This is a genomic window from Streptomyces sp. NBC_00203 (genome assembly GCF_045206325.1).
GTDB lineage: Bacteria > Actinomycetota > Actinomycetes > Streptomycetales > Streptomycetaceae > Streptomyces > Streptomyces lutosisoli.
Genome location: NZ_CP108126.1, coordinates 5,137,825 through 5,158,111, shown reverse-complemented (window position 1 = coordinate 5,158,111; position 20,287 = coordinate 5,137,825). Strand labels below are relative to the sequence as shown.

The window sequence follows — 20,287 nt, the reverse complement described above, 5'->3', positions numbered from 1 at the left end:
CCCGTACGATTTCGGCCCAATGAGAGTTAGGTTAGCCTAACCTGGCTTAACCTGAGACGAGTGGGGATGGATCGTGACCGTCGAGATCTACCGTGACGCCTGGGGCATCCCCCACCTGCGCGCGCACAGCGCACAGGAACTCGCCCACGCCCAGGGCCGTACCACCGCCGTGGACCGCGCCTGGCAGCTGGAGGTCGAACGGCACCGCTCGCAGGGCACCTCGGCCGCGTTCCTCGGCGCCGACGCCGTCGCCTGGGACCGGTTCGCCCGGCAGGCCCGGCTCGACGACACCGCAAGACGCTGTTTCGCGGCCCTGGAGAAGCGGGATCCCGAGACCGCCGCGTGGGTTGTCTCCTATGTGGCCGGCGTCAATGAAGGGCTCGCCGAGGGCGCCCGGCGCGCACCGGAGTTCGCGGCGACCGGGCTCGCCCCCGGGCGCTGGGAGCCGTGGAGCCCCCTCGGTGTCTGGCTCGGTACGCACATCCTCTTCGCCGGGTTCCCCGCCAAGCTCTGGCGCGAGGAGGTCGTACGGCTGCTGGGGGCGGACGCGGTCCAGCTGTTCGCCATGGACGGGCCCGGCACCTCAGGGAGCAATGGGTGGCTGGTGAGCGGGGAGCGCAGCGTCACCGGGCGGGCCGTCATCGCCGGTGATCCCCATCGGTTCATCGAGGATCCCGGCGTCTATCAGCAGATACGCCTCTCCTGCCCCGAGTTCGACGTCGCCGGCCTCGCCGTCCCCGGCGTCCCAGGCATCGCCCACTTCGCTCACACCGGAACCGTCGCCTGGGCCATCACGAACGCGATGGCCGACTACCAGGACCTGTACCGCGAGCGCCTGCGGTGGGCCGCCTGGCATCCCGGTGACGGTTCGTCCGACGGTTCGGCTGACGAGGTGGTCGAGGTGCTTGAGGTGCCTGAGGTGCTTGATCCCGACGGGTCCTGGCGGACCGCGTCCCGGCACCTGGAGACCATTCACGTCGCCGGGAGCGAGTCCGTCGAGGTCGAGGTGATCGAGACGGGGCGGGGGCCCGTGGTCATCGGCGGAGCGGGGGCCGAGGAGTCCATCAGCCTCCGGTATCCGCCGCGTGTCACCGAGGACCTCGGCTTCAGCGCCCTCCTCCCGCTGCTGCGCGCCCGCCGAGTCGCCGACGTGGACCGGGCGTTCGACCGCTGGGCCGAGCCCGTCAACGTCGTCCAGGCCGCCGACACCGAGGGCGGGCTGCTGCACCGTGTCGCCGGGCGGGTCCCGGTGCGGAGCGCCGACAACCGGACGCGGGTGGTGGATGCCTGGGAGCCCGGGCGTGAGTGGCAGGGCTGGCACGAGATGCCGTACGGCTCCTTCGAGGACGGCGTCGCCGTGATGGCCAACCAGCGCGGGCCCGCCGCCCCGCTCGGCGTCGAGTTCGCCCCGCCGCACCGCGCCTCGCGGATCCGGCAGCTTCTCGGCGCGGAAGGTGAGTGGTCGGTGGAGGACATGCCCGCCATCCACATGGACACCCATCTCGCCTCGGCCTCCGCCCTGTTGGACCGGCTGGGTGCCCTTCCGTGGGAGCAGCTCAGCTCCGGGGCGGTCGCGCTTCGGGAGCAACTCCTCGGCTGGGACCGGCGGATGGAGGCCGGCAGCGCCGAGGCGGCGGTGTACGCGGCGGTGCGTGGTGCGGTCGTACGGCGGCTCGTGGCGCAGCCCGCGCTGGCCGTGCTGGCCGATCCGGGCGGTTCGCTTGCGTATCCGGAGATTTTTCTTCCTTGGCTCGCCCTTACCCCGCGCGTCGGGTTCGCCCTCGAAAACCTTTTGAAGGCCGAGGAGTTGTACGGCATCGACCGCGACGCGATCGTCCGCGCGGCCGTCGAGGAGGTGGCCGCCGCCCCGGCGCCGGGTACGTGGGGCGACACCCACAGGCTCGCGCCCTGGCGTGCGCTCACCGACACGTCGTACGACGAACCGGGGCTGTCCGGCGACCACGACTGCGTGCTGTGCACCTCGGCGGTGCCCGGTCTCACCGATCTGAGCGCGCGTGGCCCGGCCGCCCGGTACGTCTGGGATCTCGCCGACCGGCAGAACAGTCTGTGGGTGGTTCCGTTCGGTGCGGACGGCGTCCCGGGATCGGGCCACCACCGTGACCAACTCCCCTTGTGGCTCAAGGGAGATCTCGTCCCGGTGACCACCGACTGGAACAAGCTGACCAAGCAGGGCCATGAGAGCCATGAGGGCTATGAGAGCCGGGAGAGTTATGAGGACTGAGACTGCTTACGCCCTGGGCCGTGAAGCCGTTCACGAGCAGGTGCTCGACGGGTTCGGCACCGTCCGTGTCGTGACCGTCGATCCGCACGCCGACCTCGATGTCATCCACGGGTGGGTCGCGCAGGAGCGGGCCAGGTTCTGGGGGATGAACGGGCTCACGAAGGAGCAGGTGCTCGAAACGTATGTCCATCTGGACTCGCTCGACACCCATCACGCCTTCCTCGCGGTCAAGGACGGCGAACCCGCCGCGCTCTTCCAGACGTACGAGCCCGAGGCCGACCGGGTCAGCGAGTGCTACGACGTCCAGCCCGGTGACATCGGTATGCATCTGCTGATCGGGCCCGCGGGACCCGGTGGTGACCGGCCGGGCTGGTCGTCGGCCCTGCTGACCGCGTTCACCACGTATCTGCTGACCGGCCTCGACCGGCAGCGGGTCGTGGTCGAACCCGACGCGCGCAACGCGAAGGCGATCGACCGGCTGACCCGGCAGGGTTTCGTCCCGGCGGAGGAGATCGTGCTGCCCGAGATCGACCTGCCCGAGGTCTACCTGCCCGAGAAGCGCGCCCGGCTCGCCTTCCTCACCCGGAAGGCCTTCGGCGAAGGCCTTTGAAGAGGGTTCCTCGTCTGTGGGTGAGCAGCGCGCCGTTCGCGTCCGTACGTAACCGGGACTCTGGAAACGCGGATGCGGAGTGGCGTGTGAGCGGACAGCGGGAGCGGCGGGGCGTCGTCCGGGGCCTGGCGCTGCTGGCGGGCGTCCTGGTGCTGGTTCTGTTCGGCGGGGTGGGCGGCGCGTCCGCGCATGCCGCGCTGACGGGCACCGATCCGCAGGACGGCAGCGTGCTGAAGTCCGCGCCCCGGCAGATCACGCTGACGTTCAGCGAGTCCGTAGGGCTCCTCGACGACTCCTTCCGCGTGCTCACCCCGGAGAACCGGCGCGTCCACACGGGCGCGCCCGGCCACGCCGGCGGCCGTTCCGACACCGCCCGCGTGAGCCTGCCGCGCGGTCTCGGCACCGGCACGTTCACCGTGGCCTGGCGGGTCGTCTCGGCGGACAGTCACCCCGTCTCCGGCGCCTTCACCTTCTCCATCGGCAAACCCTCCGCGACCTCCGTCGCCCTGCCTTCCGCGCCTGCCGGGGACACCGCCTCCGCCACGCTCTACGACATCGCCCGCTATGTCGCGTACGGCGGCCTCGCGCTGCTCATCGGCGCGGCCGGCTTCGTCCTGGCCTGCGGCTTCCAGGGGAGTGTGCGGCGCCTGCTGCTGACCGGCTGGTGGACCCTGCTGCTGTCCACGCTCGCGCTGCTGCTCCTGCGCGGCCCCTACGAGCGCGGCACAGGCGTCACCGCGGCCTTCGACCCGGCCGTCCTGCGCGAGACGCTCACGAGCCGGCCAGGGGTGGCTCTGGTGGCCCGGCTGGTGCTGCTGGGGGTGGCCGCCTTCCTTCCCGAGCGCGTTCGCGTACGGGAACGGGGGCGGGCGCGGGGTGCACTCGTCCTCGGCGGGGCGCTCGCCCTCGGTCTCGCGGTCACGTGGGCCGCCGCCGAGCACGCGTCCGCCGGGATCCAGGTCCCCGCCGCGATGGTCTCCTCCGTGCTCCACCTGCTCGCCATGGCCCTCTGGCTCGGCGGCCTGACCGCCCTGCTCACCGCGCTCTACCGCCCGGCCGAGCCCCTCTCCACGGCCGTCGTCACCCGCTTCTCCCGGCTAGCCCTCGCCTCGGTCGCCGTCCTCGCCGGCACCGGCGTCTATCAGTCCTGGCGCGGCCTCGGCTCCTGGGACGCCCTGACCTCGACGTCGTACGGCAGGATCCTGCTCGCCAAGTTGTGCGCGGTGCTGCTTCTGCTGGCGGGGGCGGCCTGGTCGCGGCGCTGGACGGGGCGGCTGGTGGTGGCGGAGGCCGTGCTTCCCGCTCCCGCCGCTGTGGAACGGGTGGCTGTGTCCGTCGGGGGGTCGGCTGCGGTGGACGCGGGCGCCCCCGATGGCGTACGAGCTGAATCCGCGTCCCCAGACGGTCAGGCCGCCACGTACCGGCGAGGTCTGCGGCGCTCCGTGCTCGCCGAGGTCACCGTGGGCATCGTCGTCCTGGTGATCACCACCGTGCTGACCGGGACCCAGCCGGGGCGGGCGGCCACCGAGGCGGCCGCTTCCGCCGTGGCCGCGGACCGGCCCACGTCGTCTACGTCGCTGGTTCCCTTCGACGTCGGTACGCCGGGCGGGCACGGCAAGGTGCAGATCGAGCTGGCGCCCGGGCGGGTGGGCGAGAACTCCGTGCAGGCCGTGATCCTCGGGCCCGACGGGGGCATCGCGACCGTCCCCGAGCTGCGGCTCACCTTCACGCTGGCCGCGCAGCAGGTCGGCCCGATCGACGCCGGGCTCACGGACAAGGGCGGCTACTGGGGGACGGACACCCTCACGCTCCCGCTGGCCGGCACCTGGACCATGAAGGTCACGGTGCGCACCACCGACATCGATCAGGTCACGGTCTCGAAGAACGTGCGGGTCGGCTGACGGCTCGCCGCCCTCCCCGCCCGGTATGTCACCGGAATTGATCTTCGTCGTGTCCATCACGTTTCAACAAAGGGCGCCGACAACTCTTGACGTATGACCGGACATACGACTGTTATTACGCCCACGATGTTCGGTCAAGTTGATTTCTGATCGATTTCGATCTGCCTCAACTCCGCTCTCCCCCGCGACCGGGCGCACGTCTTCGAGGAGCCGTCATGCACCACCTCTCCCCTTCCGGTCTCTCCATCCCTGGCCCGAGCCGTCGCAGCGTGCTGCGCGGCGTCGGCGGCGCGGCCGCGCTCGCTGCGGGAATACCCCTGCTCAGCGCCTGTGGCGGCAGCACGGCGGCCAGTGACCCGAAGACCGTCACCGTCGGCTCCAACGCGTCGGACGCCGTGCCGAAGAAGGCCTTCGCCGACATCTACGCGGCCTACAAGAAGCAGTCCGGCATCACGGTCGATGTGAACACGAAGGACCACAACACCTTCCAGGAGCAGATCAACTCCTACCTCCAGGGCACGCCCGACGACGTGTTCAACTGGTTCGCCGGCTACCGCATGCAGTTCTTCGCGGCCAAGAAGCTCGCCACCCCGATCGACGACGTGTGGAAGACGATCGAGGGCAACTTCCCCGACGCCATGAAGGGGCTCAGCAAGGGCGAGGACGGCAAGTACTACTTCGTGCCGCTGTACACGTACCCCTGGGCGGTCTTCTACCGGAAGAGCGTCTTCAAGAAGTACGGGTACGAAGTCCCCACCACCTGGTCCGCGTTCATCGCGCTGTGCAAGCAGATGAAGAAGGACAACCTGGTCCCGATCGCCTTCGGCGACAAGGACGCCTGGCCCGCGCTCGGCACCTTCGACCAGATCAACTTCCGTACCAACGGCTACGACTTCCATGTCGAGCTGATGGCGGGCAAGGCCTCCTGGACCGACAAGCGCACCCGCGCCGCCTTCGACAACTGGGCCGAGATCCTCCCGTACCACCAGGACGGCGCCGTCGGCCGCACCTGGCAGGACGCCGCCCAGACCCTGGTGTCCAAGAAGGCCGGCATGTATCTGCTGGGCACCTTCGTGGGCCAGCAGTTCACCAACGCGGCCGACCGCGACGACCTCGACTTCTTCGCCTTCCCGGAGATCGACCCCACGTACGGCCAGGACACCGTCGAGGCGCCGACCGACGGGTTCATGCTCAGCAAGAGCCCGAAGAACCAGGCGGGGGCCGTGAAGCTCCTGGAGTACCTGGGCACCCCGGCCGCCGAGCAGATCTACCTGAAGTCCGACCCGAACGTCGTCGCCGCGTCCACCAAGGCCGACACCTCCTCGTACACCGACCTGCAGAAGCGCGCGTACGAGATGATCAGCGGCGCCAAGAACCTCACGCAGTACATGGACCGCGACAGCCGGCCCGACTTCACCTCCACGGTGATGCAGCCCGCGCTGCAGAAGTTCGTCCGCGACCCCAAGGGCATCGACAGTCTGCTGACGTCGATCGAGCGCCAGAAGAAGACGATCTTCGCGTCCTCATGAGCAGCGACATGAACATCGATACGACGACGAAGTCCCCGGAGGCGGCCGCCGTGCCGCCTCCGGGCGCCGCGTCCCCCAAGAAGCGGGCTCCGCAGGGCCATCGGCGTCTGCTGACCCGCCGTGACCGGATCACGCTCGGCCTGATGGCCGGCGTGCCCACGGTCCTGCACGTGATCCTCGTCTGGTTCACGGCCCTCGCCTCGATCGCCCTGGCCTTCACCACCTGGGACGGCATCGGCTTCGGCTCGATCAAGTGGGTCGGGCTGCAGAACTTCAAGGAGCTGTTCAGCAGCAACCCGCAGTTCTGGCCCGCCGTCGAGCACAACGTCATCTGGTTTGTTGTGCTGATCTTGATCCCGACGCCGGTCGGACTGTTCCTGGCCGTGCAGCTGGACAAGAAGATCCGGTTCAGCCGGGTCTACCAGACCGCGTTCTTCCTGCCGGTCGTCGTGTCGATGGCCGTCATCGGCTTCGTCTGGCAGCTCGTCTACAACCCCGACACGGGCCTGATCAACAGCCTCATCGGCGCCAACAAGCCCGGCCACTACATCGACTGGATCGGTGACCCGAACCTCAACCTGTGGGCCATCCTGGTCGCCGCCTCCTGGCGGCACACCGGCTACATGATGATCCTCTACCTGGCCGGTCTGAAGGGCGTGGACCCGGCCCTGCGCGAGGCCTCCGCGCTGGACGGCGCCAACGAGTGGCAGACGTTCAAGAACGTCGTCTTCCCGACCCTGCGCCCCACCAACACGGTCGTCCTGGTCGTCACGATCATCGAGTCGCTGCGCGCCTTCGACCTGGTGTTCGTCTTCAACAAGGGCGCCCAGGGCACCGAGCTGCTCTCGATCCTGGTCACCAACAACATCATCGGCGAGTCCAGCCGGATCGGGTACGGATCGGCCATCGCCGTCGTCCTGCTCGTGATCTCGCTCGTCGTGATCATCCCGTACCTGGTGGCCACCTTCCGGAAGGAGCGGCGCGCATGAGCACCCCCACCGCCGCGCTCGGCAAGCAGCGCACCCCCGTCCGCCCGGCCCGGGTCCTGCTGCACGTGTTCCTCGTCCTCACGTCACTGGCCTGGCTCGGCCCGCTGCTGTGGGCCCTGTTCGCCGCCCTGCGGCCCTACGGCGAGACCAGCGAGAAGGGCTACGTCTCGTGGCCCGACAAGCTGAGCTTCGACAACTTCACCAACGCGTTCCAGCAGTCCGACATGCTCCACTACTTCGGCAACACGCTGCTGATCGCGATCCCGGCCGTGCTGCTGACGCTGTTCCTGTCGTCCTGCGTCGCGTTCTACGTCAGCCGCTTCGACTTCCGCGTCAACCTCTTCCTGCTGCTGGTGTTCACGGCCGGCAACCTGCTCCCGCAGCAGGTCATCATCACCCCGCTGTACCGCCTGTACCTGCTGATCGACCTGCCCGGGATCACCGTCAGCGGCAAGCTGTACGACTCCGCGCTCGGCCTGGTCCTCATCCACGTGGCGTTCCAGTCCGGCTTCTGCGCCTTCGTGCTGAGCAACTACATGCGCTCGCTGCCGCACGAGCTGACCGAGGCCGCGCTCGTCGACGGCGCCTCGGTGTGGCGGCTGTACTGGCAGATCGTGCTGCCGCTGTGCAAGCCCGCGATCGCGGCCCTGGCGACCCTGCTGTCCATCTGGATCTACAACGACTTCTTCTGGGCCATCGTGCTGATCTCCACCGGCGAGAACATGCCGATCACCTCGGCCCTGAACAACCTCTCCGGCCAGTACTTCACCGACCCCAACCTGGTCGCCGCCGGCGCCCTGCTCACCGCGATCCCGACGCTGGCCGTGTACTTCGCGCTCCAGCGCCAGTTCGTCGGCGGTCTCACGCTGGGCGCCAACAAGGGCTGACGCCCTCGTACTTGAAAGAGAACCACCGTGCCCCACCCCTTCACTCCGCTCGACTCCGTGCCCGTGGACCCGCGCAGGGCCAGGGTCCACGAGGAGGGCTGGCAGTCCTGGAGCCCCAGCGGCGCCTACGCCCTCGACGCGACGCCGTACCGCCCGACCAACGACAACTGGGCGACCGTCTGTTACCGGCCAGGCGTCACCGTTCCGGCCGGTGTCTTCCAGGGGGAGGGCCTGCTGGCGCTCGACCCGGGTGACGGCTCGCCGGTCCGGCTGTGGGCGGCGGCCGACCCGCTGCGGTCGGTGCCGTCCATCCGGCTGGAGATACGGGGTGACCGGGCGGAGATCAGCGCCGACGGGCCGGTGAAGTCGCTGACCGGCACCGACATCCAGTCGCTGCTGGCGGACTGGGCGGACGGCCTCGGCCTCGCGGCCCCGCGGCCGGCGCCCACCGTCTGGTGCTCCTGGTACGAGTACTTCACCGCCGTCACCGAGGACGACATCCACGAGAACCTCCGTGCGATGGACACCCTCGACCTCCCCATCGACGTCGTCCAGATCGACGACGGCTACCAGAGCGCCCTCGGCGACTGGCTCACCCTCTCCGGCCGCTTCCGCTCCCGCGCCGGCATCGCCGACACCATCCGAGCCCGAGGCCGCAGGGCGGGCATCTGGACGGCACCGTTCCTGGTCGACCCGGGCAGCGAACTCGCCACGGCCCACCCCGACTGGCTCGTCCGGTCCGTCGACGGCACGCCCCTGCACGGGGGCAACAACTGGGGCCACGACCTGTACGTCCTGGACACCACGCACCCGGCCGCGGCGGCCTACCTGACCGAGGTCTTCACCACCCTGCGCGCCGAGGGCTACGACTACTTCAAGGTCGACTTCCTCTACGCGGGCGCCCTGGACGGCGTACGGCACGACGGAACCGACGCCCTTGCGGCGTACCGCTCCGGTATCGCCTTGATCCGCGAGGCGATCGGCCCGGACGCGTATCTGCTGGGCTGCGGCGCGCCGGTCCTCCCCTCCATCGGCCTGTTCGACGCCATGCGCGTCAGCCCCGACACGGCTCCGCACCGCCGCTCCGAGGCCGACGACTACTCCCAACCAGGCCAGGACGCCGCCGAGTTCACCGGCGTCGGACGCCAGTGGCAGCACGGCCGACTCTGGGTCAACGACCCCGACTGCCTGATGGCCCGCCCCGCCGTGGAGACCCGCGAACGCTGGGCGGCGCATGTGGAGGCCACCGGCGGCCTGATGGCGTCCAGTGACCGGCTGCTGTCGCTGGACGAGTGGGGCGTGACCACAACTCGACGTCTGCTGGGGGGAGTTACCCGATGAGCACCATCCGCACTCTGTCCGTGCCCGGTATCGCGTACGGCGGCGACTACAACCCCGAGCAGTGGCCCGAGGACGTCTGGGCCGAGGACATGCGCCTGATGCGCGAGGCCGGCGTGACCATGGTCAGCGTGGGCATCTTCGCGTGGGCCCTGCTCGAACCGTCCGAGGGCGTGTACGACTTCGCCCGCATGGACCGCCTGCTCGACCTGCTGCACGAGAACGGCATCGCTGCCGACCTGGCCACCCCCACGGCAGCGCCCCCGGCGTGGTTCTTCCGCGCGCACCCCGAGGCGCTGCCCGTGGACCGCGACGGCCGCACCCTCTCGTACGGCAGCCGGCAGACCTTCTGCCCGAGCAGCCCCGCCTACCGCGAGGCCGCCCTGCGCATCGCGGGTGCGCTCGCCGAGCGGTACGCCGGCCACCCGGCCGTGGCGATGTGGCACGTCCACAACGAGTACGGCTGCCACAACGCGGAGTGCTACTGCGACACGAGCGCGGCGGCCTTCCGCGGATGGCTCCGGGCCAGGTACTCCGACGACCTGGCGGAGCTCAACCACGCCTGGGGCACCACCTTCTGGAGCCAGTGGTACTACGACTGGGACGAGATCCTGCCGCCCCGCGCCACCGGAGCCGTCCCCAACCCGACCCACCAGCTGGACTGGCGCCGCTTCTGCTCGGACGAACTGCTGTCGCTGTACGTCGCCGAGCGGGACGTACTGCGCCGGGCGGCCCCGTCGACGCCCGCCACCACCAACTTCATGGTGATGTACAACTTCGACGCGCTGGACTACTGGCGCTGGGCCCCCGAGCTGGACGTCGTCTCCAACGACCACTATCTGATGTCCGCCGACCCCGAGTCGGAGATCGACATCGCAATGAGCGGCGACCTGATGCGCTCGCTCGCGGGCGGCCCCTGGCTGCTGATGGAGCACTCCACGGGCGCGGTGAACTGGCAGCCCGTCAACCGCGCCAAGGGGCCGGGGGAGCTGCGCCGCAACGCCCTCGCGCATGTGGCGCACGGCGCTGACGGCATCGCCTACTTCCAGTGGCGGGCGGCCAAGGCGGGCGCCGAACAGTGGCACTCGGCGATGCTGCCGCACGCGGGGACGGACAGCCGCATCTGGCAGGACGTCGTCGCACTGGGCCAGGACCTGAAGGCCCTGTCGGAGGTGCGCGGCAGTACGGGCACGGCTTCCGTCGCCATCGTCTGGGACTGGAACGCCCGCTGGGCCGTGGAACTGCCCTCCCAGCCGAGCGGCGAACTCCGCTTCCAGGACCTGGTCCGTGACTGGTACGAGCCGCTGTGGCGCGCGGGCGTGGCCGTGGACTTCGTACGCCCCGAAGCCGACTTGAGCGCCTACCGCCTGGTCCTGGCGCCGAGCCTGTACCTCGTTGACGACGAGGGCGCGGCGAACCTCGCCGCCTTCGCCGAGCGCGGCGGCACGCTCGCCGTCGGCTTCCACAGCGGCGCGGTGGACGAGAACTGCCATGTGCGGCTGGGCGGTTACCCGGGCGCGTTCCGGGAGGTCCTCGGCGTACGGTCCGACGAGCTGTTCCCGCTGCTGGTCGACGAGACGGTGGGCCTGAGCGGGGGCGGCACGGCCACGCTGTGGTCGGAGCGGGTGAGCCTCGCGGGCGCGCGGGCGGTGACCTCGTACACGGAGGGCCCGCTGACGGGCGTCCCGGCGGTCACCCGGCACACGTACGGCGCGGGCACCGCCTGGTACCTGGCCACCCGCCCGGATACGGCCACACTTGGCGCCCTGCTGACCCGGATCCGCGAGGAGGCGGGCGTCGAGCCGGTCGCGACCACCCCGCTCGGCATCGAGGCGGTCCGCCGCCGGGGGCCGCACGCCGACTACCTCTTCCTGATCGACCACGGCGGCCAGGGCGCCGAGGTGCCGGTCGCCGCCGACGCGACGGAACTCCTCACCGGTAAGCCCGCTTTGGGGTCGGTGACGGTTCCGCCGGGCGGGACGGCCGTGGTACGGGAGCCGCACGAGAGCTGACAGGGGCGGTCACGGCTGGGGCGGTGGAGGCGGGCTGGTGTGCCGCATGGCGAAGACCGCTTCGGTGGTGCGGCACAGGGCCCCCACCGCCCCGCGCAGTGACCGCCAGGACGCCAGCCCGACCACGACTCCGAGGAGCGCCGCGGGCCACCACCAGGCGCCGAGGACCGTGAACGCGATGCTCCAGGCGAGCGCCTCGCACGCCGCGTCGTAGGCGTCGCGGGCCTCGCTCAGCGCGGCACGGGGGGCGTCCGGCAGCGCGAGCAGCAGCCTGGTCCACTCGCTCGCGACATCGGTTCCCGTCTCGGCTCTGACCTGCGCCTCGGTGGCGCGGAACCGGTCGCCCGACCAGGTCGGGGAGCCGGGCTCGGCCGGTCCGGTACGGGCCCTGCGCGCGTCGAACCGGTCGGCGCGCAGCTGCCGTCCGGCGGCGCGTGCGCGGACGGCCCGCCGCCCGATCTCCTCGGGAGGCGCCCAGTGCCGTACCCGCCACGCGGTCAGCCGGCGGCCCAGCGGCATCAGCCACCAGGGCCAGGCCCCCGACGCCAGCGCGCCGATCGCACCCCCGGCGAAGGGCACCGCGAACGCGGCTCCCACCGCCGCCACCGCGACGAGCACGAGGGACGCGACGCCGTCCGCGGACATGCCGCCGCTCCATGGCAGCGCACCGGCGATCCGTTCGCGGGCGAGCCCGAGATCGTTCCAGTGGCGCTGTCCGAGCTGCCCGCCCCCCACGGTCGCCACCACGACGAACAGCACGGCGGGCAGCAGGCGGCGCAGAAACCACCTGTCGGGTATGCGCTTCTGGAGTTCGACGAGCAGCCCCACGGCCCTCAGCCGTCCACGAGGCGCATCGCCCGGCCGGCCAGGGCACACGCCGGAGTCTCCGGGCCCGTCGCCCCTTCGCGCAGGTCCACCCGGCCACAACGGCCCGTGGGGCAGACCCAGCCGACCGATCGTGGGGTGGGCCCGGACGGCCAAACGCCCACGCCCATCGTGATGCTCAGGCCGAGCCCGCCGGGGATCCCGGCCGCCTCGGCCGCCTGGTGCAGCGCGCGCACCGCGTCCCGCCACGCGGCGGTGGACGGGTCGCCGTCCCGGACGACCGCGAAGGGTGCCTCCCAGAGTGCGGGGCCGATCAGCTCGCGTACCGCGTCGACATTGCGGCACAGGTATTCGACGGCATCCTCGTAGACCCTGCGCGCTTGCGTCCCGTCCCCCACCGCAGACTCCCTGAAAGTCCGGAGAACCACTGCCCTCTGACGTGAGATCAGATTAGTGTAATGAAGGATGACTGAGCTTCAGGATCGAGTGATCGCCCGTCTCTTAGCAGCTCAGAACGCCCGCGATCCCGCGCCGCTGCGCGGGGAGGACGCGGTCAGCGATGCGCTGGCCCTGCTGCGTGAGGCCGCGCCGTCGCCCGAGGGAACGATCGACCTCGACGGGGTCGCCGCCGTCTGCTGGACTTTCTTCCTCCGCCATCAGGGCCCCGAGGACCCGGACGCCCAGCGAAACGTGCTGATCACGCTGAGCACCTTCGGATTCCTGTGCCCGCGCGTGCCGGCCGACGCACAGCTTCCGCAGCCACTGCGGGACGGCTTCGACCCTGCCGATCCGGGGCACGAGGCGCGGTTCGCCTACCTCGTGAGTTCGGCGTACGGGGAGGCTGTCGGCGACAGTCCGGCGTACGGGGACACCGACCGGCTGGCCGCGCTGGACCGTGCGCTCGCCTGGTCCGATGCGGCGCATGAGCTCCTGCCCGAAGACCACGACGGGTTCGTCGAGTTGGCGTTCCACAGTCTCGGGCTCCACGCGGCTCGTTTCCAGCTCGCGGCGGACCCGGACGCGCTCGCCGTCGCCGCCCGGTACGCGGGCGCGGTGTGCGAGGGGCTGGGTTCCGCCGGCCCGGAGGGGGCGGAGGCGGCGGCGGTCGCCCTCGGGACCGTCCTGGATGCCGCGCGGCTGCTCGGCGAACCCCCGCTCGCCGAGGTCGAGCGGCTGGCGGCGGCGGCCCCGGAGGGTGCGCTCACCCCGGAGGGCACCGAGGCGCTGCGCTTCCTGCGCGAGCTGGACGCCGAACCAGCTGCCTGGCCGGGGGAGATGGACCTGCGCGTCGGCTCGGTCATCGCCGACGCAGGCATACGTGAGCACGACGCGAGCCGGATCGCCTGCGGTGCCCGGCGGCTGCGCGCGGCGCTCGCCCACACCCCCGCCGACCATCCGGCCCATCCCTTCGCCACGGCCGCCCTGAGCCGGACGCTCACGGCCTTCGCCCAGGAGCGGGGCGACGACGCGGTGGCACGAGAGGCGGCACGGGAGGCGGCCGAACTGCTCGCCACGGTCGACGTGACGCGCCTGCTGAACGGCGCCGACGCGGAAACCCTCGCCGCTTTCCCCGGAGCCGACCAGGAACTCCTCGCCACCGTGCGGGGGTTGACGGAACTGATCGAGGACGACGATCCGGGCCGCCTCCAGCAGGCGGGACCGTTGCTCGGCCACCTCGTCGAGCAGCTCAGGGAACGCGCCCCGGGCGACGGGGAGTCCGCACCGGCCCCGGACATCGACCTCGAAATCCTCGACATGGTCAGCGTGATCATGGGGCAGGCGGGGCAGGCGGGAAACTCCAAGGATTCCAGGGACTCCAGGGACTCCGGGGACTCCGGGGACTCCAGGGATTCCAGGCAATCCGCGCAGTCCGGCGTGGTCTCCGATCAACGGATCGCCCGCTACCGCGCCGCCCTGGCCGGCCTGCCCGCCGACAGTCCGCACCGTTACGCCTATGTCGCCGTGCTGGCCGCCCTCACGGGAGCGCACGCGCAGGCCCTGCGGGAGGCCGAACCCGCCAGGGCGGCCGCACTCACGGCGGAATCCCGGTCGCTGACCGACGAGGTGGCGGCCGCCGCCCCGGACGGGTTCCTGCCGCTCGGCCTGCTGCGCCGTGGCATCTTCGACGCCGCGCTGCCCGTCGCCATGGCGGCGATCCACGCGGACGAGCCGGACAGTGCGGAGGACCTGCGCGACCTGACCAGGCTGGTCTCCTTCGTGTCCCGCATGGACGACGTCCGGCTCGACGACCCCGATCATCTCGACGCCGACATCGTGGTCATGCGGGAACTGCTCGCGGACCTCGGCGAGGAAGACCCCTCGATACAGGCGGTGCTGGCCGGGGCGCTCGGCAGCGCGCTCTCCGCCCAGAGCTCCCAGCAGGGCGATCTCGCCCCGCTCGACGAGGCCGTCCCGCTGTTGCGTCAGGCGCGCTCGCACGCGTCCGACGTCGGCGACGTCTCCGAGGGGCTCGACGGGCTCGGTCGGGTCCTCGCCGACGCGCTCACGGCCTGGTCGTTCGGGCGCTTCGACGCGGAAGGGGCACGGGAGGCGGCCGCACTGTTCGCCGCGGCGGCTGATGGGTCATCGCCCGGCGTCGACGCGGCGGTGGCCGAAGGGACACTCACCGACTTCGATGTGGCGGTGCTGTCGGCCCGTAGCGAATTCCTCAACGCCGTGGAGAACTACGTGATCGGCCACGATCCGGCCCAGCTCGAACGGGCCCGGGAGCTCACGCGGGGGCTCAAGGAACTCATCGGCCGAGCGGACGCCCAGGACGGGGACCGTCTGCCGGGGCTCGACGTGCTGGGCGACGCCCTCCTCAACCTGGTCGACACGTTGGGGCCCGGCGGCGGCCCCAAGCCCGACATCACCGACGAGCTGGTCGAGCAGTGCCGGAGCACGTTCGAGGCGTGTCCGGCGGGCCACCCGATGCGGCTGTTCACCGCGTCCACGTTCATGCGGGCGCTGGCCCAGCGTTCTGTCGTGGTGCGCCGCGCCGATCCGGAACGTGCGGCGCGACTGGCGGCCGAGGCCAACGAGGTGATCAGCGGCGTCGAGGGGGAGGCACCCGACGGCTGGGCCGACACGATGCGCATCTTCATCGGTGTCATCGGGAAAGGACGTCTGCCTCGGCTCTCCCTGCCGGACGGGCTGCCCATGACCCCCTCCCGGGCGCCGGCGAACGCCGTCGAGGCCATGATGGCGTTCCTCGGAACCCGGCTGTCCGGCAGCGCTGACACCACCGCGCTGCGCCACCCCATGCTCCCGACGTGGTTCCGGGCGCACGGGGAACTCGGCGCCGCGGCCGGTGCGTTGGGGAGGGAGAACGGCAGTGTCGAGCTGGCCCTGTCCCACCTCGAAGCGGCCATCGAGGCCATGGCGGACGTCACCGACCGGGGAAGCGACCAGCAGTCCGCCGAGCACGGCCTGACCTCGTTCGAGGGGGACATCCGCCGGATCGTCGAGCTGATCCTCATGACGGTCCAGGGCGGCCAGGCCGCCGCCGGGGCGCGCGCCTTCGCCGACGAAGTCCGCAGCGCCCTCGACGACTTCCAGACCGCCCTGCGGGAACAGCGTGTGCCGGACCCCCTGCCCGATCCCGCTGCCCTCTCCCGCATGCTCCGTATCGTCGCGGGGCCCGACGTCGACCGCACCGCCGAGCTGCTCGAACGCGGGCGCGGGCTGCTGCTGGCACGGCGGATCGAGGCCCGCGCCGACATCGGCGAAGTGCGGTCGGCGCATCCCGCGCTGGCTCGCGAGTTCGAGCGGCTGACCGACCTGCTCGCCACCGGAGCCGACGTACCTGGCGTACCCGATGTACCCGGTGCACCCGACCCGGCTCCCGCCGGGCAGGCCGAACGGGCCCGGCTCGCGGGGCTCCGCGCGTCACGTGAACTCGACGAGCTGGTCGACCGCATCCGCGCCCAGCCGGGGTTCGACGGCTTCCTGCGCCCGCTCTCCGCCGGGCAACTGCGCCTGCTCGCGGCCGGCGGTCCGATCGTCGTGCTCAACCACACCCAGGGCCAGTGCCACGCCCTCGTGGTGACGGCGGAGTCGATCACCTCCCTCCACCTCGAACCCGACTCGGACGAGATCACCGAAACGGCCCGACAACTCGGCGATGCCGTCGACGCCATCAACGCACACGGCCCGTCGAGACCGTCCCCGGCGCAGCTCATCGCGGCCGGCGCCACGCTCTCTCGTACGCTGGCGTGGACCTGGCACAAGATCGTGCGCCCGGTGCTCGATCTGGTCGGGTCAAGCGCGCCCGTTCCCGACGAAGGCACCTGGCCGCGCGTCTGGTGGGTGCCCACGGGCGCCTTCAACGCCCTGCCGCTGCACGCGGCGCAGTGCACGCTGCCCGACTGCGCACTCGACGGCTGCGGCGCCGCGCTGGACGCCGTGGTCTCGTCGTACGTCCCCGGATTCCAGACCCTGGCGTACGCGCGCACCCGGGCCGGGGACCGCGACACAGCCGACAACGGCGGCGCCCTGCTGGTCGCGTCCCCCGAGGACGAGCTGCCCGGCGTCGCGGCGGCGGCCGGCTACGCCGCCGGACTGCTCGGCGCGCACGAGCCGCTGGTCGGTGCCGCCGCGACCCGCGAGGCCGTACTCGCCGCGCTCGGCGCCACCCCCTGGGCGCACTTCGGCTGCCACGCGGCCACCGACCCCACGGAACCCTCGGGCGCCCTGCTGCACCTGCCCAGCGGCGAGCACTTGTCCGTCCTCGAAATCTGCCGCGCCCGACCCCGGTCGGCCCGCCTCGCTTTCCTCGCGGCCTGCGGCACCGCCCGCACCTCCGAGCGGCTCACCGACGAGGCCATCCACATCACCAGCGCCTTCCTCCTCGCCGGCTTCCCCACCGCCGTAGGCACCCTCTGGGAGATCGACAGCACCCACGCCGACCACGTCACCCGCGCCTTCTACGACCGCATGACCACCCACGGCGCCGACACCTCCGCCCACGCCCTGCACCACACCGTCCGAGAACTCCGCCACCGCATCCCCGACCGCCCGCACGTCTGGGCGGCGTACGTCCACGCGGGCACCTGACCGGGCCCAAAAACGGCCGCTGTGAACGACACTGCACCCACGAAACGATGGAGGGGGGCGGCGTGAACCGACATCTCACGATGGCGTGGTGGGTGGGGCTCGCCCTGTCCGCTCTGGTCCTCGGCCTGCTCCAGCCGACAGCCGCGTACAACGGAGGCTTTCCGTCAGTCGTGATGCTGGCGTTCATCATGAGCATCGCCGGCGTGGTCCCCACGTGCGGTCTCGCCCGCGGGTGGCTGACGAGCCGTGACCGTCGCACCCCCGACTGGATCGCCTACCTGGCCGCCGCCCTGGTCTGGTCGGCCGCCCTCTCGCTCCTCACCAGCATGGTTCTCACGGGCCTGCCCCACGGCTGGGAAACGGCCTGGTCCTGGGCCGGCATCCGGCGGCGTACGACATGGATCGCCGGTGTCCTCGCCCCCGCAGCCCTCGGCACCCACCTCGTGATCCGCCTCTGGGACCGCCCTCGCCGCCCCAAGCGCACTGCCGACCGCCCCCGGCCCCGAACTCGTGTCACCGACCACCCTCGGCCCTCGAAGCGCGGTGGCCTGCACCGTTGATCTGCCGGGCGGGCAGCCAACGATCGAGGTAGTCGCGCAGCCCTTCCAGGTGTGTGCCGGCGGTGACGTAGCCGAAGTACCCATCAGGGCGCACGAGCCCGTGGACCGCGGTCGGCCATGGACTCTCCGCGCCGAGCCGGTGCACGCTGATCATGTCGTCGCGTCCGCGCAGGGCGGCGGCGAGGCGTTCCTCGCTCCAGATCGCGGGAGGTCCGGACAGCAGCAGGTGCCAGCCCGGTCCCGCAGTCCGTGCCTGGAGCCCGCGCGGGAGGTCGGGCAGACGGTCGCCCGGCCGCGGACCGCGCCTCGGCGGAAGCGGGCCCACGGTGGTGGCGGGGCTGCGCCGGTAGTGAATGCCCAGCTCGGACACCGTACGGAAGACCCGCCCGCGCGGCCCGTTCGCACGCAGCGCCAACGGAGCCAGGCGCGGCGCGAGTCGCGTACGGGCGAAGCGGATGACCGGGTTGCTGCTGGTGCCGACGGTGAACGCGCGGTCGGTGAAGCGCAGCACTCTGCGGGCGACCGGGGCGCGCTCGGCCTCGTATGTCTCCAGCAGTTCCTCCGGAGCTATTCCCTGGCACACGAGGGCGAGTTTCCAGCCCAGGTTGAGGGCGTCCTGGATGCCGGTGTTCATGCCCTGGGCGCCTGCCGGGCTGTGGATGTGGGCCGCGTCCCCGGCGAGGAAGAAGGGCCCCGAGCGGTAGCGGGCGGCGGCGCGGTTGTGGAGGCGGAAGTCGGTCATCCACACCGGGTCGCGCAACGCCAGCCGGTCGCTGGTGTACCGGTCGGTGATCTCCTGCAGGAGCCCCAGATTCAGCTTGGTGTCCGGGGCGCCCGACGGTCGCATCGTGAGCATCCGCCAGGTGGCCGGCGTCCCGAGGGGGAAGAAGAGCAGCACCCCTGCCCCGGTCATGTAGGCGTGCACCGCCCCGGACTCCAGCCCATCGACTTCCAGGTCGGCGAGCAGGAAGGTCTGCGGGTAGGCGTACCCCTCGAAGCCGATGCCCGCCTCGGCCCGCACCGTGCTGTGCGCACCGTCGCAGCCCACGACGTACCTCGCCTCCACGGCCTCCTCGGTGCCGTCGCCGCGCCGGAGCCGACAGCTGACGGACGAGCCCGTGCGCTCCAGACGGACCACCTCCGTGCCCCGCTCCACCTCCACGTCCTGGCCCCTCAGATGCTCCGAGAGGACGCTCTCGGTCTCCGCCTGCGAGAGGAACAGCACGAAGGGGTACGCGGTGTCGGCCAGCCCGATGTCGAACAACGGCATCTGCACCACCCGCCGCGGCAGATGCACCCTCACCCGCATCGCGGGGTTGCCGCGTCCGACCAGTTCGTCGGTCACCCCGAACGGGGCCAGCGCTTCCAGGGTGCGTGGCTGGATGGCCAACGCGCGCGACTCGTGGACCCGGTCCAGTGAGCGGTCGACGATCCGGAACGTGGTCCCGTAGGCCCGCAGCTGCGCGGCGAGGGCGAGCCCGGTGGGCCCCGCGCCGACCACCAGCACGTCCAGAGGAGCCGTCATGAGTCCACGGTAGTGCTCGGCTGTCTCGATGCTTCCTGTTCGCCGTACGGGCGATCATGGGGCCGGGGGCACCGCGCCTGCTGGCCCGATGCGGATCGCACCGCTGACGCGGGCCATGAGGGAGAAGGACATCAGCATGTCGGAGGACGAGCAGGAGCTGGCCGGAGCCCAGCGGGAGCACTGGCAGCAGACCTACGGCGAGCACCCCGGCATGTACGGCGAGGAGCCGTCCGAACCGGCCGTCCACGCCGCCGAGGTATTCCGGGCCGCCGGCGCCCGTGAGGTTCTGGAGCTGGGCGCCGGGCACGGCCGCGATGCCCTGTTCTTCGCCCGCGAGGGCTTCACCGTGCTGGCCACAGACTTCAGCCCGGTCGGCCTGGAACAGCTGTACGAGGCCGCCCACGCTCAAGGCGTCGCCGAACGGGTCAGCACTCACGTGCAGGACGTCCGCCGGCCGCTCCCGCTCCCGGATGCATCGGTGGACGCGGTCTTCGCTCACATGCTGCTGTGCATGGCTCTCTCCACCAGGGAAATCCACGCCCTGGTCACCGAGGTCCGCCGGGTGCTGAGGCCGGGCGGCGCGTTCGTCTACACGGTCCGGCACACCGGGGACGCGCACTACCGGGCCGGTACGGGGCACGGCGACGACATCTGGGAGCACGGCGGCTTCGCCGTCCACTTCTTCCCCCGCGCCCTGGTCGACCACCTCGCCGAGGGCTGGATCCTTCACGAGGTCCACCCCTTCGAGGAGGGCGGCCTGCCGCGCCGACTGTGGCGGGTCACCCAGACCGTGCCACGGTGACATACGTCGAAG

At 71.4% G+C, this 20,287-nt stretch carries 14 protein-coding genes; 11 read left to right on the top strand and 3 right to left on the bottom strand.

Going from position 1 to position 20,287, the window contains the following annotated elements:
- Window positions 1-73 precede the first annotated feature (73 nt).
- The 8 genes from OG975_RS23120 to OG975_RS23085 all read left to right on the top strand — a co-directional run bounded on the left by OG975_RS23120 (window position 74) and on the right by OG975_RS23085 (window position 11,508).
- Window positions 74-2,242 carry a penicillin acylase family protein gene (locus OG975_RS23120; RefSeq protein ID WP_406331248.1) on the top strand — a complete coding sequence of 723 codons (2,169 nt, stop codon included), beginning with the start codon at window positions 74-76 and terminating at the stop codon, window positions 2,240-2,242.
- A complete protein-coding gene (locus tag OG975_RS23115) occupies window positions 2,232-2,852 on the top strand; it encodes a GNAT family N-acetyltransferase (protein WP_406331247.1) in 621 nt (206 codons plus the stop codon). The genes OG975_RS23120 and OG975_RS23115 overlap by 11 nt, the downstream gene beginning before the upstream one ends.
- Before the next feature lie 86 nt (window positions 2,853-2,938).
- Window positions 2,939-4,753: a copper resistance CopC/CopD family protein gene (locus OG975_RS23110; protein ID WP_406331246.1), complete on the top strand. Its 1,815-nt coding sequence runs from the start codon at window positions 2,939-2,941 to the stop codon at window positions 4,751-4,753.
- Window positions 4,754-4,968: 215 nt separating this feature from the next.
- Window positions 4,969-6,282 carry an ABC transporter substrate-binding protein gene (locus tag OG975_RS23105; RefSeq protein ID WP_406331245.1) on the top strand — a complete coding sequence of 438 codons (1,314 nt, stop codon included), beginning with the start codon at window positions 4,969-4,971 and terminating at the stop codon, window positions 6,280-6,282.
- A gap of 8 nt (window positions 6,283-6,290) precedes the next feature.
- Window positions 6,291-7,271: a carbohydrate ABC transporter permease gene (locus tag OG975_RS23100; RefSeq protein WP_381250332.1), complete on the top strand. Its 981-nt coding sequence runs from the start codon at window positions 6,291-6,293 to the stop codon at window positions 7,269-7,271.
- Window positions 7,268-8,158, top strand: coding sequence for a carbohydrate ABC transporter permease (locus tag OG975_RS23095; protein WP_406331243.1), 891 nt, complete (start codon window positions 7,268-7,270; stop codon window positions 8,156-8,158). The genes OG975_RS23100 and OG975_RS23095 overlap by 4 nt, the downstream gene beginning before the upstream one ends.
- Before the next feature lie 27 nt (window positions 8,159-8,185).
- Window positions 8,186-9,499 carry a glycoside hydrolase family 36 protein gene (locus tag OG975_RS23090; protein WP_406331241.1) on the top strand — a complete coding sequence of 438 codons (1,314 nt, stop codon included), beginning with the start codon at window positions 8,186-8,188 and terminating at the stop codon, window positions 9,497-9,499.
- Entirely contained in the window at window positions 9,496-11,508 is a 2,013-nt protein-coding gene (locus OG975_RS23085) for a beta-galactosidase (RefSeq protein ID WP_406331240.1), read from the top strand. The genes OG975_RS23090 and OG975_RS23085 overlap by 4 nt, the downstream gene beginning before the upstream one ends.
- Window positions 11,509-11,517: 9 nt before the next feature.
- On the opposite strand, the gene OG975_RS23080 is transcribed toward OG975_RS23085, so the two are convergent.
- Together OG975_RS23080 and OG975_RS23075 are read right to left on the bottom strand one after the other, a co-directional pair.
- Window positions 11,518-12,336, bottom strand: a complete 819-nt coding sequence (locus OG975_RS23080; RefSeq protein ID WP_406331239.1) for a hypothetical protein — start codon at window positions 12,334-12,336, stop codon at window positions 11,518-11,520.
- 5 nt (window positions 12,337-12,341) lie between these two features.
- On the bottom strand, window positions 12,342-12,731 hold the full coding sequence (locus OG975_RS23075; protein WP_406331238.1) for a hypothetical protein: 390 nt from the start codon (window positions 12,729-12,731) through the stop codon (window positions 12,342-12,344).
- 67 nt (window positions 12,732-12,798) lie between these two features.
- Between OG975_RS23075 and OG975_RS23070 the strand changes: the two genes are divergently transcribed.
- Together OG975_RS23070 and OG975_RS23065 are read left to right on the top strand one after the other, a co-directional pair.
- Window positions 12,799-17,388 (top strand): CHAT domain-containing protein, encoded by a 4,590-nt coding sequence (locus tag OG975_RS23070; protein ID WP_406331237.1) that lies wholly within the window; start codon window positions 12,799-12,801, stop codon window positions 17,386-17,388.
- Between the two features lie 62 nt (window positions 17,389-17,450).
- Window positions 17,451-17,948 (top strand): hypothetical protein, encoded by a 498-nt coding sequence (locus OG975_RS23065; protein ID WP_406331236.1) that lies wholly within the window; start codon window positions 17,451-17,453, stop codon window positions 17,946-17,948.
- Here the strand turns inward: OG975_RS23065 and OG975_RS23060 are convergent.
- Window positions 17,902-19,473: an FAD-dependent monooxygenase gene (locus OG975_RS23060; protein WP_406331235.1), complete on the bottom strand. Its 1,572-nt coding sequence runs from the start codon at window positions 19,471-19,473 to the stop codon at window positions 17,902-17,904. The two genes, OG975_RS23065 and OG975_RS23060, sit on opposite strands and share 47 nt — an antisense overlap.
- Before the next feature lie 136 nt (window positions 19,474-19,609).
- On the opposite strand from OG975_RS23060, the gene OG975_RS23055 reads away from it, so the two are divergent.
- On the top strand, window positions 19,610-20,275 hold the full coding sequence (locus tag OG975_RS23055; protein ID WP_406336410.1) for a class I SAM-dependent methyltransferase: 666 nt from the start codon (window positions 19,610-19,612) through the stop codon (window positions 20,273-20,275).
- The last annotated feature ends 12 nt before the right edge of the window (window positions 20,276-20,287 follow it).

Bases quoted from the DNA above. Each gene is read 5' to 3' on its own strand.
- OG975_RS23115 (WP_406331247.1), top strand. From the start codon at position 2,232: ATGAGGACTGAGACTGCTTACGCCCTGGGCCGTGAAGCCGTTCACGAG.
- OG975_RS23105 (WP_406331245.1), top strand. From the start codon at position 4,969: ATGCACCACCTCTCCCCTTCCGGTCTCTCCATCCCTGGCCCGAGCCGT.
- OG975_RS23100 (WP_381250332.1), top strand. From the start codon at position 6,291: ATGAACATCGATACGACGACGAAGTCCCCGGAGGCGGCCGCCGTGCCG.
- OG975_RS23095 (WP_406331243.1), top strand. From the start codon at position 7,268: ATGAGCACCCCCACCGCCGCGCTCGGCAAGCAGCGCACCCCCGTCCGC.
- OG975_RS23085 (WP_406331240.1), top strand. From the start codon at position 9,496: ATGAGCACCATCCGCACTCTGTCCGTGCCCGGTATCGCGTACGGCGGC.
- OG975_RS23070 (WP_406331237.1), top strand. From the start codon at position 12,799: ATGACTGAGCTTCAGGATCGAGTGATCGCCCGTCTCTTAGCAGCTCAG.
- OG975_RS23060 (WP_406331235.1), bottom strand. From the start codon at position 19,473: ATGACGGCTCCTCTGGACGTGCTGGTGGTCGGCGCGGGGCCCACCGGG.
- OG975_RS23055 (WP_406336410.1), top strand. From the start codon at position 19,610: ATGTCGGAGGACGAGCAGGAGCTGGCCGGAGCCCAGCGGGAGCACTGG.